This is a genomic window from Streptomyces sp. NPDC002520 (assembly GCF_053595235.1).
In genome coordinates this window covers 1-14423 of the sequence record NZ_JBSFXG010000025.1, presented here as the reverse complement: position 1 = coordinate 14423, position 14423 = coordinate 1, and the positions used below count along the sequence as shown (strand labels likewise).

The 14423-nt window shown below is 72.8% G+C and carries 12 protein-coding genes and 1 pseudogene; 6 read left to right on the top strand and 7 right to left on the bottom strand.

Features of this window, described 5'->3' with window-relative positions; genetic code table 11:
- The first annotated feature begins 46 nt into the window (after positions 1–46).
- Positions 47–622 carry a flavin reductase family protein gene (locus tag ACWD5D_RS29305; protein ID WP_451375764.1) on the top strand — a complete coding sequence of 192 codons (576 nt, stop codon included), beginning with the start codon at positions 47–49 and terminating at the stop codon, positions 620–622.
- Here ACWD5D_RS29305 and ACWD5D_RS29300 read toward each other — a convergent pair.
- Both ACWD5D_RS29300 and ACWD5D_RS29295 read right to left on the bottom strand, forming a co-directional pair.
- Complete coding sequence (locus ACWD5D_RS29300; RefSeq protein ID WP_451375763.1) at positions 550–1158, bottom strand: PadR family transcriptional regulator; 609 nt, start codon at positions 1156–1158, stop codon at positions 550–552. The genes ACWD5D_RS29305 and ACWD5D_RS29300 overlap by 73 nt on opposite strands.
- A gap of 82 nt (positions 1159–1240) precedes the next feature.
- Complete coding sequence (locus ACWD5D_RS29295) at positions 1241–1495, bottom strand: amidase family protein (RefSeq protein ID WP_451375762.1); 255 nt, start codon at positions 1493–1495, stop codon at positions 1241–1243.
- 275 nt (positions 1496–1770) lie between these two features.
- Between ACWD5D_RS29295 and ACWD5D_RS29290 the strand changes: the two genes are divergently transcribed.
- Positions 1771–3750, top strand: coding sequence for a zinc ribbon domain-containing protein (locus ACWD5D_RS29290; protein WP_451375761.1), 1980 nt, complete (start codon positions 1771–1773; stop codon positions 3748–3750).
- 295 nt (positions 3751–4045) lie between these two features.
- On the opposite strand, the gene ACWD5D_RS29285 is transcribed toward ACWD5D_RS29290, so the two are convergent.
- From ACWD5D_RS29285 to ACWD5D_RS29270, 4 genes are all read right to left on the bottom strand, one after another.
- Positions 4046–4615 carry a DUF1097 domain-containing protein gene (locus tag ACWD5D_RS29285; protein ID WP_451375760.1) on the bottom strand — a complete coding sequence of 190 codons (570 nt, stop codon included), beginning with the start codon at positions 4613–4615 and terminating at the stop codon, positions 4046–4048.
- 127 nt (positions 4616–4742) lie between these two features.
- Complete coding sequence (locus tag ACWD5D_RS29280) at positions 4743–5993, bottom strand: amidohydrolase family protein (RefSeq protein ID WP_451375759.1); 1251 nt, start codon at positions 5991–5993, stop codon at positions 4743–4745.
- Positions 5994–6054: 61 nt separating this feature from the next.
- Positions 6055–7119 (bottom strand): acetamidase/formamidase family protein, encoded by a 1065-nt coding sequence (locus tag ACWD5D_RS29275; RefSeq protein ID WP_451375758.1) that lies wholly within the window; start codon positions 7117–7119, stop codon positions 6055–6057.
- Entirely contained in the window at positions 7119–8147 is a 1029-nt protein-coding gene (locus ACWD5D_RS29270) for a carbamate kinase (RefSeq protein ID WP_451375757.1), read from the bottom strand. Before ACWD5D_RS29270 ends, ACWD5D_RS29275 begins: the two co-directional genes overlap by 1 nt.
- A 169-nt stretch (positions 8148–8316) precedes the next feature.
- On the opposite strand from ACWD5D_RS29270, the gene ACWD5D_RS29265 reads away from it, so the two are divergent.
- From ACWD5D_RS29265 to ACWD5D_RS29250, 4 genes are all read left to right on the top strand, one after another.
- The gene (locus ACWD5D_RS29265) at positions 8317–10044 is read left to right on the top strand and encodes a PucR family transcriptional regulator (protein ID WP_451375756.1); all 1728 of its coding nucleotides are present in this window, start codon (positions 8317–8319) and stop codon (positions 10042–10044) included.
- A gap of 139 nt (positions 10045–10183) precedes the next feature.
- Complete coding sequence (locus ACWD5D_RS29260; RefSeq protein WP_451375755.1) at positions 10184–11767, top strand: acyl-CoA synthetase FdrA; 1584 nt, start codon at positions 10184–10186, stop codon at positions 11765–11767.
- Complete coding sequence (locus ACWD5D_RS29255) at positions 11764–13311, top strand: oxamate carbamoyltransferase subunit AllG family protein (RefSeq protein ID WP_451375754.1); 1548 nt, start codon at positions 11764–11766, stop codon at positions 13309–13311. The genes ACWD5D_RS29260 and ACWD5D_RS29255 overlap by 4 nt, the downstream gene beginning before the upstream one ends.
- Positions 13308–14195, top strand: coding sequence for a DUF2877 domain-containing protein (locus tag ACWD5D_RS29250; protein ID WP_451375753.1), 888 nt, complete (start codon positions 13308–13310; stop codon positions 14193–14195). The genes ACWD5D_RS29255 and ACWD5D_RS29250 overlap by 4 nt, the downstream gene beginning before the upstream one ends.
- A gap of 57 nt (positions 14196–14252) precedes the next feature.
- On the opposite strand, the pseudogene ACWD5D_RS29245 reads toward ACWD5D_RS29250, so the two are convergent.
- A pseudogene (locus tag ACWD5D_RS29245) lies at positions 14253–14423 on the bottom strand (ectoine/hydroxyectoine ABC transporter ATP-binding protein EhuA); the annotation flags it as partial.

Below are 14423 nucleotides of genomic sequence, written 5' to 3'. Positions count from 1 at the left end.
ATATACCTAGTAGGCATAGACATCCAGTAGGAATGCAGGAGGACGCATGACCGCCCTCGCTCCGCACACCCGCACGGCGACCGCCACGCTCGACGACGCCACCTTCCGGGAGGCGATGAGCAGTTTCTGCACCGGCGTCGCGGTGATCACCGCGACGCAGCCCGACGGGCGGCCGGCCGGAATGGCCGTCCAGTCCTTCTCGTCCGTGTCGCTGGACCCGCCCCTGGTGTGCTTCTGCCCGGCGAACACCTCGTCGACGTGGCCGAGGCTCCGCGCGGCCGGACGGTTCGCCGTCAACGTCCTCGCGGCCGATCAGCAGGAGTTGTGCCGGCAGTTCGCCGTGACCGGCGGGGACAAGTTCACCGGGGTCGGCTGGACGCCGGGCCGCAACGGCGCGCCGCTGCTGGACGGGGCGCTCGCGACGATCGAGTGCGATCTGGCGGGGACGTTCCCCGGCGGCGACCACACCATCGCGCTGGGCAGGGTCACCGCCCTGACCACGGCGGACCACACCTGGGACAGCGGTCCGCTGCTGTACTTCCGCAGGACCTACGGGCGCCTGCTCTCCAGTTCGTCCAGGTCGGCCAGCATGGCGTCGGCCAGGTCCCGCTCCGAGGCGTAGTACCGCTCCGCCCACTTCAGTGTCAGCACGGGGTACGCCCACGCCTCGTCGGCGCGACCGCCCTCCGCGTCGGCGGCGGCGCGCCGGCGCATGGTCTCGGCGTACTCCCGGTGCCGGCCGAGCACGTCGCGCATCTGCTCGGGCTCCAGCAGATGCCCGAGCCACAGGCGCAGCATGACGCCGTGCTTGAGCACCGGCGGCTCCACCGGCGACTCGCGCGCCCAGGCGCGGACCGCCTCCAGTCCCTCGTCGGTGATCCGGTAGACCTTCTTGTCGCGGTTGCCGGTCTCCTGCGCGACCATCCGCGACGTGGCGTACCCGGCCTGCTCCAGGCGCTTGAGCTCGCTGTAGATCTGGCTGAACGACGGGCTCCAGTAGAAGAAGCCCAGCGACCAGTCCGCCCACTTCTTCAGGTCGTAACCGGACAGCTCCTCACCGAAGGAGAGCAGTCCGAGCACCGCCCAGCCGGTCGCCGGGAGTGCCGGCCGCTCCGCGTCGTCGCCGGTCTTCGCGCCACTCTTCCTCTGCTCAGCCACACGCGCAGTCTACGGAGCCGAGTGCGCGCCCCGCTCCGCCCGGGGCGATCTCCCGGCGCCGGGCGGCCGGAGTGCCGTCCCGTCAGAGTCCCGAGGGCGCGGTCGTGGGCGGTTGCGGTGGTTGCCGCGGGTCGGCGGGCCACCGGTGGGCCCAGGGTGCCGCCCGCTCGAACGCCGCCGCGGCACGCAGCACCTCGGCGTCGGCGAGATGGCGCCCGGTGATCTGCAGGCCGACGGGCAGGCCGTCTGAGGTCCAGCCCGCGGGGACGCTGACGGAGGGCTGGCCGGTGAGGTTGGCGGCCAGGGTGAAGCCCGTCCAGGCGGTGTGGGAGACCATGCGGCCGTCGATGCGTTCGGGGCCCTGGATGGGGAGAAGTTCTCTCCGGTGCGGCCCGCAAGCCAACCGAGTGCATCGACGTAGGCGAAGGACGAGGCTGCCGAACAGGATGGCGGCAGCCCCGCGCAGCAGCCCGAGGTTCACGTTTTCCCTTTGGGACCTGTAGCGATGGGTCGCCTGCTGGAGTCGTACGTACGCGCGTGGACCGAATGCGTGACCTTTCTATCGTCGTGTCGTTGATCGGATGACAGCATCGCGGACGGGAAGGGGGACCGGTGAGCCGGAGACTGGCACTCAGTGAGGGTGAGACGGCCCGCACGGCTTCTGCCCGTGGCCTGCTGCGCACGGGTGTGACGGAGAAGACGGGCGAGGTGTTGACGGCCGCGGTGCTGTCCCAGCGGGTGGGTTGGGCTGCGGATCTGGTGTCCTGCATGGTCGCCGGGCTAATGGCCGCGCACTGGAACGCCGCCGACGTGAACACGCTCGCCTCCGGCGTGGATGCATCAGGCCGCGGGCTGCCGTCGAACGCCTGGATGGCTCTGAGGCGGCTGGGCTGGACGATCAGGCCGCCAGAAGACGTCCGTGTCAACGACCGGATCGTGCGCATGGCCCAGGAACAGGCCGGACGCATGCTGCGGTCGACAATATGGCGGGCGGATGTGACCACGGGCGTCATCGGGACATGGCCCGCGGAACCCACGAAGCGAACACCGGACGAGTGGGATGCGGTGCGCAAGGCCATCCCCGAGGGCGGATACCTGCCCGCTACCGTCATCACCTCCCGAACCCGGCAGATCGCCGCCTTCGCACGCAAGCACGACAGGCTACCGACCGACGTGTTCGAACTGGAAGTCGCACCCCGCACAGCGCGGATCCTGCCGCTGTCCGCGTGCGACAGTCAGCAGGCCACCATCGCGCGCGCCGACGATCCAGGCCGGGCCCTTCTGCGGCTGCAATTACCCACCCGCCCCGACCCACGCTCCTACCAGGACTGGACGTGGGTGTCCTGCCCCATCACACTCCCGCCGACCGTCCCGCCCGGTGCAGTGCTACACCTGCCCACCCTGCGCATCCACCGGGGCCGGGCACGCGCCGACCTCGCCTACACCCACGCGGTTCCCGCGGCCCGACGCAGTGGGCACACCAATGCGCTGGGCGTGGACTGGGGCCTGAACACCCTGCTCAGCGCCGGTGCCGTCCGACTCCACGGCAACGGTTCCCTCACAGCTGTCGGAGCCGGTGCCCAGTTCAGAGCCGCCGGAGTGCTCGCGAAAGGGCACCGGCTGCGCCGCGAGAGCGAGTACCTGCACGCCAAGACCGACCACTACGACCGGCTCATCGGTGACACCGACGGACATCATCTGACGGGCAAACTCGAAGTCCTGGCCGAGGAGATCCGGCACGTCTGCACCCGCCGGTCAAACCTCAACCGCGCCCTGGCCTGGGCTGCCGCTCGCTGGACCGTCGACCAGGCCATCGCTGCCTCGGCGAGCGTGATCTACGTCGAGGACCTCCGCTCGATGGAGGCTCGGGGCATGGGCCGCACCCTCAACACCCGCCTGTCCCAACAGGTCCGCGGACAGATCGTGGACCGGATGCGGCATCTGGCCACCGAAGCCGGTATCGCAGTCGTCACCGTCCCAGCCCGAGATACTTCCCGGCACTGCCCCCGCTGTCTCGTCCCGCTGCGGCACCGCAAAGCCCCCGACCGGCCCACCGCACCCGGCTGGAAATGGGCCATCTGCCCGAACCCGAACTGCGGCTGGCAGGGCGACCGCGACACGGGAGCGTGGCAGCGCATCGCCGCACGCGGCCTCGCCCACCAGACCAAGACCGTAGTGGACCGTACGAGCGGCGCCATGGTCATCCGCAGTGTGGTGGACCAGCTCGAAGCCACCGCGGCGGTCGAACCTGCCAGCACCGAGTCCCGCTGGAGAGACCGGTCCAAGACCGGAGCCACTCGGCGCAGAACCCCACGCCCCGCGCCCAGGCGACGCAGGGCGCCCTCCCCCGCCGACCCCTCGGGCCCGGCGGGAAAGCGTCCGGAGGGACACGCACCAACGGGCCGGACGAAACTGCCCCGCGCAGCCCACCGGCACCAGGGCGTGACGACGATCAGCACACCCACCACCCGCCGACACCGGCCACGAGGAGCAGCACTGGGCGCGGGATTCCATCTCCACGCCCATGCTTCCCCACCCAGGTGGGCAGAACGCACGCTGGACCTTACGGTTCGCACAGGTTCGCTTAGCTGATCAGAGACGCTGTAGACGATGACACCGCCGAAGACGGCGTTGCCGAGGTTCATCGGGAAGCCGAACCAGACCGCGGACACGGACAGCAGTCCGCGGCGTGCCGAGGCGGGCACCGGTTCGTGTTCGTACTCGTGGCCCAGCGCCGCGTGGTCGCCGTCGCCCGGCCCGTACCGGCCGGTGTCTCTCGCGCCGCCGGTCGTGTCTGTGTCAGTCGCGTTGGTCGCGTCGGTCGTGTTGGTCGAGTCGTTCGTCACGTGCCCTCCCCGGGGCGTCGACTGCGGTAGGAGGTCCCGGTTCACGCGGGGCCCGGGTCGGCCGCCGGGGGCTTGGCGGGCGAGGGTCGGGCGGACGTCTGTTCCGTCGTGCGGACCGGGAACGTCAGCCGGTTGGAGAGATAGGCGAAGACGGGTCCGAGGGCGTTCATCGCGATGACGCTGATCCACGCCGCCCAGGGGTTGCCGGCGTCGTAGCCGAAACCGCCGAAGAAGGTGGCGAAGAAGCTCGCGAAGCCGAAGAACATGCCGGGGATCAGGGCCAGCGCCTTGAGCCGTCCCGCGTACATCAGGGCGCTGTTCACGACCAGGATGACCAGGGCCTGCATGGCGTTGCGGGCCAGTTGGCCGTCGCCGAGCGCCGCGCCCGCGTGCTGTTCCACCAGCACGATGAGGAGGGCGAAGGTGGAGCCCGCGGGCATGGCGAGCCACAGCCTGCGGGCGTTGGCCCAGCTGGGACCGCCGAGCATGAAGGTGCCGGCCCAGGAGATGAAGATCGCCCAGGGAGGCAGGTGCAGGGCGTTGCCGCCGATGAACGCCGTCAGGCCGGCGAGGACGGAGGCGACGATTTCGTGAGGGAGGCGTTCGCGCATGGGGACTCCTCGGCTGGAGGTCTGGGGACGGGTGCGCGGTGCCGTGCGGGCGGTGGGGGGTGCGGGGTCGGTGGATGGACGGCGGACGGACAGGGGACGTCAGGGGACGGGTGGTGCCGAACGGGCCTCAGTGGGTGAGGAGTTCGCTCGTTCTGCGGGTGCGGGCCACGACCTTCCCGGCCTTGACGACGTACGCGCGCTCGGGCCGGTCGAGGACGATGTCGTCGTAGACCTGGGTGTCCAGCACGACCAGGTCGGCGCGGGCGCCGGGCCGTACGCCGTAGCCGTCGGCGACACCCACGACCCGGGCCGCGTCGTGGGTGACCATGCGCAGCACCCGGCTCAGGTCGGCGGGCCCGGACAGATGGCCGGTCTGCGCCAGCAGCTGTGCCGTGTCCAGGGGGTCCGCGCGCCCGTACGGGGTGAAGGCGTTGCGGATGTTGTTCGAGGAGCAGGCGGCGAGGACGCCGCTGCTCCACAGCTCGCGCACCGGGGCGACGCCCCGCCGCACCGCCTGGGTGTCGCGCCGGCCGCCCAGGTGCAGATCGGTCGCCGGCAGGGGCACGACCGCGACGCCCGCGTCGGCGAGGGCGGCCATCGCCCGCGCCCGGTCGGCGGGTGCCCTGCCGCCGAGCGAGGTCATGTGGCCGAGTGTCACGCGCCCGCCCAGGTCCCGCCGGGCCGTCTGCTCGGCGATGAACTCGGCGAGCGCGTACCGGGGATCGGAGGCGTCGTCGGCGAAGTCGGCGTGCAGATCGGCCGGTACGCCGTGCTGTGCCGCGAGGTCGAGGACGAGTTCGACGTGCCGGTGGCAGTTCTCCAGGGTCTCCTCGTTGTACGTGCAGCCGCCGATCACGTCGGCTCCCGCCGCCAGCGCGTCGACGAGGAGCTTCTCGGTCCCGGGTGAGCGCAGGACGCCCTCCTGCGGAAAGGCCACGATCTGCAGGTCGACCAGGTCCCGGTACTCCTCGCGCAGTTCCAGCAGCACCTCGACGCCGAGCAGTCCCCCGATCGGGTCGACGTCCGGGTGCGCGCGGATCACGGTCGTGCCGTTGAGCACGGCCGCCTCCAGGACGCGGCGCGCCCGCTGCCGTACCCCGGCGTGCGTGAACTCGCGTTTGAGCTGCCCGGTCACGGCGATCGCGCCGGCCAGGGTTCCGTCGGGGTTGGGGCGTACGCCGTCCAGGAGGGCCTTGTCGAGGTGCAGATGGGGTTCGACGAAGCCGGGCAGGACGACCCGGCCGTCGCACTCGATCACTTCGTCCGCCTCCCTGCCGGTGGCGTCCCCGACGGCGCTCACCCTGCCGTCGTCGATCACCACGTCGCGGGGTGACCGGTCGTCCTCGACACGGGCCTGACGCAGTATCAGCTGTGGCACAGGGCCTCCCCGATGGTGGGTGGTCGGGTGGTCGCGTGTTCGGGTGGTACGGACCGCGCGGTCACGCGCAAAAGTCGGCCTTGCGGATGAGGCAGTGCACGCCCTGGACCTGGTCGACGACCTGCGAGATCTCGAAGTCGGCGGCGGCGCTGAGATAGGCGTAGGCCGTGGTGCGGGCCATGCCGAAGCGGTCGAAAAGGAAGTCGACGGCGGCACGCACCGCGGCGCGCATCGCGAGGTTCAGGTCCTCGTGCAGCCCGACGGGGATCCAGTACCGGTCGGTCTCGCCGAAGGGCTGCTTCAGGACCGCGGCGGCGGACCGGGCGCGTGAGCCCTTGAGGACGGTGAGCCGGAAGGTGGCGCGCAGCGGCGCCTCCATCGCGGTGAGGGCGACTTCGCCGTTGCCCTGCGCGTAGTGCGGATCGCCCGTGTAGAACCCGGCGCCCTCCGTCTGCACGGGCAGGTACAGGGCGGAGCCGGTCGCGAGGTCCTTGATGTCGATGTTGCCGCCGTGCCGTCCGGGCGGCACCGTGTGCTCGCCGTGGTCGGTGTCGGTGGCCACGCCCATGACGCCCATGAAGGGGTGCAGCGGGAACCGCGCCGAGCGGCCGTCGCCGTACGGGATCACGCCGACGTCGCGGCCTCCCTCGCGCTCCACGGTGCAGAAGGTGAACTCGGGTCCCTCGCAGGCGAACTCGTCCGGCAGGGCGCCGCGTCCGTGCCGGCTGGAGATCACCCCGTAGTCGGCCCGCAGGTGCAGGGACAGCACCTCGGCCTTGAGGAGGTCGCCGGGTTCGGCGCCCCGGATCCGGACGGGTGCGGTGACGACGTGGGGGCCGTCCGCCTCGGGGTCCCGCGGTGGCGGCGTCTTCGCCAGCAGGCGCGCGTCGGACAGCACCTCGGTCGCGGCGATCCCGTACCGCCCGAAGAAGGCCACCGGGTCGCGGCCCTGGTCCTCCAGGATGCCCTCGTGGGAGATGGTGTCGAAGGTGACGGTGTCGCCGGACTCGATCGTCGCTCCCGGCTCCGTGGTGCGGCAGGGAAGCCGTCCCCAGCCGACGGATTCCGGTGTGGCCCGCAGATAGTGCGTGCCGTCGACCGGACCGTGTCCCGATTCGAGGATCATCACTGCCTCCCTGCCGTGACGGTGGCGTCGAGGGGTGTTTGGGCGGCGGTCACCGGATCGCGCCCGAACCAGGTGCCGGTGTGTCCGTCGAGCGCGGCGCCGAGCCGTTCGGGGGAGGTGATCAGCACCGCGCGGCCGGGGGCGCCGTCCAGGAAGTCCAGTGCCGCCCTGATCTTGGGGCCCATGCTGCCCGCGGGGAACTGGCCCTGGGCCATGAGCCGTTCGGCCTCCTCGCGGTCCAGCCGGTCCAGGAAGCGCTGGGTGGGCCGCCCGTAGTCGACGGCGACCCGTTCGACGCCGGTGGTGATGACCAGCAGGTCCGCGTCGAGCGCCGCGGCCAGGTGTGCCGAGGTGAGGTCCTTGTCGATGACCGCCTCCACGCCCCGGTAGCCGCCGTCCACGGACTCCACCAGCGGGATGCCGCCGCCACCGCCCGCGATCACGGTGAATCCGGCCGTGGACAGCGCCCGTACCGCGTCGGTCTCCAGGACGCGGCGCGGCCGGGGCGACGGGACCACGCGCCGCCAGCCCCGCTCGTCCTCCTCCGCCACCGTCCAGTCGTGCGCGGAGGCCAACTCCTGTGCTCGCGCGGCCGGGTAGAAGGCGCCGATGGGCTTGGTCGGCCGGGCGAAGGCCTCGTCGTCCGCGTCGACCACGGTGTGGGTGACCAGCGCCGCGATGCGGTCCGGCGCCCCGCCGAGGCGGCGCAGCCGGCCCGCGATCGCGGTGGCCAGGATGGAGCCGAGGCCGCCTTGCGAGTCGGCGACGCACATGTCGAGGTCCGGCGTGGGGAGTTCGGGGGCCAGAGATGCCGCGAGGTCCGCGCGGCGCTTGATGAATCCGACCTGGGGTCCGTTGCCGTGGGTGACCACGACCCGCCACCCCGCATCGGCCAGCTCGACGACCGGCTGCGCCAGTGCTCGTGCGGCCTCGACCTGTTCGGCGATGGTGGCGCGGCCGCCACCTCGCAGCAGCGCGTTGCCGCCGATGGCGACCACCGCTGTCCGCAACACGGTTCGGGGAATCATGCGGTCACGGTAGGGGCGGTGCCGAGAGACGGTCATGGGCACCGGACGCCAGCGTGGACGGCCCGCGGTTGACACCCGCTGACAAGGGACGCCGCGGCCCCGGCGGGAAACACAGAAGTTACGCACAGGGTATTACGGGTCACCTTCCGCTGACGCATAGTGAACTCGCATGACTGGCATCGGTATTGGTTCCGCCCAGACCGTCCCCTCCGGCCTCTCCCCTGGTCTGACCGTGGCCGAGGCACTGGCCCTGCCCTGCTTGAGCGGCGCACGCCTGGTCGCCGGGGCGAGCGGCCGCGGCCGCCGTATCCGCGTCGTCAACGTGATGGAAGTCCCCGACATCGTCCGCTGGATGCGCGGCGGCGAACTGCTGCTGACCACGGCCTACGCGGTCCGTGACGACTCCGAGGCGCTGAGCGCCCTGGTCCCGGGCCTCGCCGAACGCGGTCTGGCCGCCCTCGGTGTGAAGGTCGGCCCGTATCTGCCCGCGCTGCCGCCGCGGATGCTGGCGGCCGCCGACGAACTCGGTTTCCCCGTCCTGGAGTTGCCAGGTTCGGTCATGTTCAACGACATCCTGTCCGAAGTGCTCGGCACGGTGCTGAACCGGCAGGCCCTGGAGCTGGAGCGGTCCCGGGTCATCCACGAGCGGCTCACCGCGGTCGCCGTGGACGGGGGCTCCTACCAGGAGCTCATGAACGTCCTGCTGGAGCTGTCCGGCTGCGCGGCCGCCGTACTCGACGAGCACGGCTGGATCCTCGCCTCCGCCGGCGCCCCGCCCGCCGACCGCCCGCCCACCGCGAGCCGCGCCATCGAGACCGGCACGGGCGCCGGCGGCTCCGTCGCCCTGTGGCGGGGCGACACGGACCCGGTCGACGAGATCACGCCGGGAGGCGGTGAGGGCGTCGCGCCGGGCAGGGGCGAGGAGACCGGATCGGGAGGGCCCGGGGAGTTTCCGCCGGGCGGGTTCGGGGACCTCGCCCCGGGAGCGCACGGGCCTGGAGCGCTCGGGCCTGGAGCGCTCGGGCTCGACGCGCATCAGCGCATGGCGCTGGAGCATGCCACGACCGTCGCCGCCACCATCGCCGCCCAGGAACGCGCCCTGGCCAGCCGTCAGCAGCGCTATCGCACCCTGCTGCTGATGGAGCTGGTGTCCCGGCCGCCGCGCGACCGCGCCGAGACCGTGCGCAGGGCGTCGGCGATGGGCTGGAACCTGACGCTGCCGCGCGCCGCCGTCCTCGTCGAGGTGACCGCACCGGGCCGCAGCGCGGGCTTCACCGAACTCGCCCTGGAGGAGCGACTGTTGCCTCTGGTGCGGCCGACGGCCGGACCCGGCGCGATCGCCTGGGGCAGCCAGAGCGGGCTCGTCCTGCTGATGGAGCCCGGCACCTCCCTCACCGCTCGCTGCCAGGCGCTGCACGCCGCCGTCACCGCCGCACACCCCGACTGGGACGTGGCGGTCGCGGCCGGCACCGTCCGGGCGGACTTCACGGACTACCACCACAGCTACGAGGAAGCCGTACAGACCCTCACGCTCGGACGCGAACTGCACGGCGCCGACTTCGTGCGCGGCTACACCGACCTGGGTGTGTACCGGCTGCTCGGACAGCTGCCCGCCGCGGAGTTGCGGTGCCTGGTGGACGACGCGCTCGGCCCCCTGATCGCGCACGACGCGCGGCACGAGGGCAATCTCGTCGAGACCCTGAGCGTCTATCTGCTCCAGGACCGCAACGGCGTGGCCACCGCCTCCCGGCTGCACATCCACTACAACACCTTGCGCTACCGGCTGCGCCAGATCGACCGTCTCACCGGCGGCCTGGAACGCCGGCCGACGGCTCGCCTCCAGACCGAACTGGCCGTCCACGCCCTGCGGTTGCTGTCCGCCCACGACCGCCGCTGAACCCCCGGCCGGCACCCGCCCCGTCCCGGCGGCGCCCGGGCCGCCGGGCGTCATTGTCAGCCGGTGCCGGTAAATCGCCCGCCGGTTGGGCACTTCGAGCCATGCTCCGCGCACCATGCCGGTGCCTACAGTCACGGTCATGGTGCTGCGAAACGCCGTGCACAAGGATCTGTACTCCGACTCCGTCGCTCTGATGAGGGTGGCCGCCCGCCTGGCCGAGCCGCCGGGTGTCGAGACCGCCAGCCTCGTCATGGGCACACCCGCCAACCTCGACGTCCTCGAACGGACGGGGCTGCTGACCGTCGAGGGACGGGAAGCCGGTCCCAACGACCTGATCGTCGCCGTCCGCGGCGCCCCCGACGCCGTGGACGCCGCCCTCGCCGCGGCGGTCGACACACTGTCCGCGCCGGGCGAGGGGCCGACGTCCGCGCAGGACACCGGTCCGGACGCCGGGCCACCGGTGCGCTCCCTGGCGGGCGCGCCGGCCGACGCGACCCTCGCCCTCATCTCCACGCCCGGCCCGTACGCCGCCGCCGAGGTCCTCAAGGCCCTGCGCCGGGGGATGCACGCCTTCGTCTTCAGCGATCACGTCCCCCTCGCACAGGAGGTGTTCCTGAAGCGGGAGGCCGACCGCCGCGGGCTGCTCGTCATGGGGCCGGACTGCGGCACCGCCGTCATCGGAGGCGTTCCGCTGGGCTTCGCCAACGAGGTGCGGCGCGGCGGTGTCGGCCTGGTGGGCGCCTCCGGCACAGGACTTCAGCAGGTGTCGAGCCTGCTGCACGCCATGGGCGCGGGCGTCAGCCATCTCATCGGTACCGGCAGCCGTGACGTGGGCGCGGAGGTCGGGGGCGTGACCATGCGGGCCGGGCTCGACGCCCTGGCCGCGGACCCCGCCACCGAGGTGATCGTCCTGGTGTCCAAGCCGCCCGCCCCGCAGGTCGCCGAGCAGCTGCTGCGGCACGCCGGAGAACTGGGCAAGCCCGTCGTGGCGTGCTTCCTGGGCCGCCGCGGAACCGCCCCCTCCTCCGCGGCGGCGCCCTCCCCCGCCTCGCCCCCCGTCGTGCTCGCACCCACCCTGTCCGAGGCGGCGAGGTCCGCCGCGTCCCTGGCCCTCGGCCGGCCGGTGCCCCCCGCGAGGCCGCCGGAGGTGCCCGCCCCGGCCGCGCCACGCCGGCTCCTGCGGGCCCTGTACGCGGGCGGCACCTTCGCCCACGAGGCCGCCTGGCTGCTCGGCCCGGTGCTGGAGGACGTCACGCGCACCGCTCCCCCGCCCACTCCGGGCACGCCCCCGCGCCTGCCGGAACAGCACCTCGTCCTCGACCTCGGCGACGACGCGTTCACCGCCGGGCGCCCGCACCCGATGATCGACCCCACGGTCCGTACCGCGTATCTGCGCGCCGCGCTCACCGATCCGCGGTCGGCCGCGATCGTCCTCGACGTCGTCATCGGTCACGGCGCCGCCGAGAACCCGGCGTCGGCCGTCGCCGACACCCTCGCGGAGGCTCCCCCGGACGCCCCGCCCGTGATCGCCTTCGTGGTCGGCACCGACGACGATCCGCAACGGCTCTCCGTCCAGCAGCGGATCCTGCGGGACGCGGGGGCGTACGTCGTGGACAGCAGCACGACCGCCGCCCAGGTGTGTGCGGAGCTGCTCGCCGGCGGGGGCGGCTTTGACCGGGTGCTGGCCCGACCCGCCGCCTCCCGGATCGGAGAGTCCACATGACCCCCATGACCGCTCCCGCCGCTGCCCCCGCCGATGCCTCTGCCCCCGCCGATGCCGCCGTCCCCGCAGATGCCGCTTCTCCCGCTGATGCCGCCGCGCCCGCCCACGGCCTGCTGTCGGCGATGCCGCACGTGGTGAACATCGGTGTCGACGCGTTCGCCGGGCCGCCGCGCGCCGCCGGAGCGCGGGTGACCACCGTCGACTGGCGTCCCCCGGCGGGCGGCGACGCCGAACTCGGCGCGAAACTCGCCCGCCTGGTCGCGCACCCGGCCGTCGAGGCCGCCAACGCCCAGGTCCTGGAGCGGGTCCTGAACGTCGTACCCCTGTGGACCGATGTCCGGCCCGCGGGCGAACTCCTTCCCGAACTGGCCGAGGAACGGCTGCTGTTGCACGCCGGACCACCCATCGCCTGGGAGCGCATGTGCGGCCCGATGCGCGCCGCCGTCGTCGGCGCCGCCCTCCTGGAGGGCTGGGCCGACACCCCGCAGGCCGCGGAGCGCCTCGCCGACTCCGGTGCCATCCGTTTCGAACCCTGCCATCACCACGACGCGGTCGGCCCGATGGCCGGCATCGTCTCCGCCTCCATGCCCCTGATCGTGGTCGAGGACCAGGCCACCGGCTTGCGGGCGTACTCCAACCTCAACGAGGGACAAGGCCGTTGCCTGCGATACGGCGCGCTCGGCGACGACGTCATGGACCGGCTGCGCTGGATGTCAGAGCGCCTCGGACCGGCCCTGCGGGCGGCGATCGGCTCCCTCGCGGAACCGGTCAACCTGCGCTCCGTCACCGCGCAGGCCCTGCAGATGGGCGACGAGTGCCACAGCCGCAACACCGCGGCGAGCGCCCTGCTCACCCGTGAGCTGGCCGCCGCCCTGTCCCGGCACGCGGACCTCGGCGGCATCGAGGCCCTGGACTTCCTGCGCGACAACAACTACTGGTTCCTCAACTTCTCCATGGCCGCCAGCAAGCTGGCCCTCATGGCCGGGCACGACGTTCCCCACTCGACGGTCGTCACCGCCTTCGCACGCAACGGCGTCGACGTCGGCATACGGGTCAGCGGGCTCGGCGACGCCTGGTTCACGGCACCCGCCGCGCCCGTCGACGGCCTCTACTTCGCCGGATACGGGCCCGAGGACGCCAACCCCGACATCGGTGACAGCGCCATCACCGAGGTGCACGGCCTGGGCGGGTTCGCGCTGGCCGCCGCCCCGGCGATCGTCGGCTTCGTCGGTGGTACGCCGGAGCAGGCCCGGCGCGTCAGCCAGGAGATGGCCACGCTCACCGTCGGCCGGCACCGCGACTACCGGCTCCCCGGGCTGGACTTCGTCGGCAGCCCGCTCGGCATCGACGTCCGCAAGGTCGTCGACACGGGGCTCGAACCGGTCGTCACCACGGGCATCGCCCACCGGGAACCGGGTATCGGCCAGATCGGCGCCGGGCTCACCCACGCGCCGATGCGCTGCTTCACGGGCGCGCTGGAGGCGTTCGAGGAGATCCCCTTCGAGGAGAGCCGGGTCACAAAGAGCCCGGAGGCCGACGGGTGACGGGCGGCGGCCCGCCCGACGGGATCGGGGCGGCCGGTGCCCTCGCCGCGCCGGCGCCCGCCCCCTTTCACGGGCCGGTCCAGCGGATCGGCTGCGCGACCAGCACGGCCGTCGCCGGGCTGCTGAACGGCCCGTGCCGTCCGGCACGTCCGGCCGCCGCCACCCGTTACGCCCTCCACCTCGCCACCGGTGACCCGGACCTCCCGGCGCTGGCCGTCGTGACCCGGGACGCGATCCGGCTGCCGAACGCACTGGTCCTGCCGTGCTCCGCCGCGGAGCGGCCCTTGAACGCACTACGAGACGTTGCCTCACCAGCCGGTTTCGGTGCCGGCGGCGTCACTCTCGGGCCGTACCGCTTCCAGACCGAGGTGTCCTGGACACCGCCCCGTGTCCAGGGCGTCTCGCCCCCGCCACGCCCCGCGCTCCTCCGTCGCCTGCTCACCCTGCTCGGCGCGGAGGCCCAGCCTCCGCCGCCCGCGCTCGTCCCCGGTCTTGCGGAGCTGCGGCGGGCTCTGCGCGCCGGCGGCGCGGTTCGCATCCGCCGTGCCGCGCGCGCCCTGCTGGGCCTCGGCCCCGGGCTCACCCCGTCCGGCGACGACGTCCTGTGCGGGGCGTTGCTGGCGAGCCGGGCCTGGGGCGGCCCGCTGGCACCGCTCACGGACGCGCTCGCCGACGCCCCCTGCCGCACCCCCCTGCTCTCGGCGGCTCTGTTGTGTCATGCCGCGCGCGGCGAGTGCGTCGGGCAGGCGGCGGCCCTCGTGCGGGCGCTGAACGGCGACGCCCCGCTGGAACCCGCGCTGCGGGAACTGCTGGCCGTCGGCCACCACTCGGGCGGTGATCTGGCACGCGGGGTCGCGGCGGTGGCGGTGACGCGGACACGGTGATGTCACCGCGCCCGCGTCACCTTGCCGCTCCACAGCACCGGCGTCACAGCACCGGCGTCACAGCACCTTGGACAGGAACGACTGCGTCCGCTCGTGCTGCGGGTTCGTCAGGACGTCCTTGGGGTGACCCGATTCGACCACGACGCCCTCGTCCATGAAGACCAGGCTGTCGCCCACCTCGCGGGCGAAGCCCATCTCGTGGGTGACGACGACCATCGTCATGCCGGA

What these genes read in the sequence shown, in the direction of transcription:
- ACWD5D_RS29265 (WP_451375756.1), top strand. Translation starts at nt 8,317, where the DNA reads ATGACTGGCATCGGTATTGGTTCCGCCCAGACCGTCCCCTCCGGCCTC.
- ACWD5D_RS29285 (WP_451375760.1), bottom strand. Translation starts at nt 4,615, where the DNA reads ATGCGCGAACGCCTCCCTCACGAAATCGTCGCCTCCGTCCTCGCCGGC.
- ACWD5D_RS29270 (WP_451375757.1), bottom strand. Translation starts at nt 8,147, where the DNA reads ATGATTCCCCGAACCGTGTTGCGGACAGCGGTGGTCGCCATCGGCGGC.
- ACWD5D_RS29275 (WP_451375758.1), bottom strand. Translation starts at nt 7,119, where the DNA reads ATGATCCTCGAATCGGGACACGGTCCGGTCGACGGCACGCACTATCTG.
- ACWD5D_RS29305 (WP_451375764.1), top strand. Translation starts at nt 47, where the DNA reads ATGACCGCCCTCGCTCCGCACACCCGCACGGCGACCGCCACGCTCGAC.
- ACWD5D_RS29255 (WP_451375754.1), top strand. Translation starts at nt 11,764, where the DNA reads ATGACCCCCATGACCGCTCCCGCCGCTGCCCCCGCCGATGCCTCTGCC.
- ACWD5D_RS29260 (WP_451375755.1), top strand. Translation starts at nt 10,184, where the DNA reads ATGGTGCTGCGAAACGCCGTGCACAAGGATCTGTACTCCGACTCCGTC.
- ACWD5D_RS29295 (WP_451375762.1), bottom strand. Translation starts at nt 1,495, where the DNA reads ATGGTCTCCCACACCGCCTGGACGGGCTTCACCCTGGCCGCCAACCTC.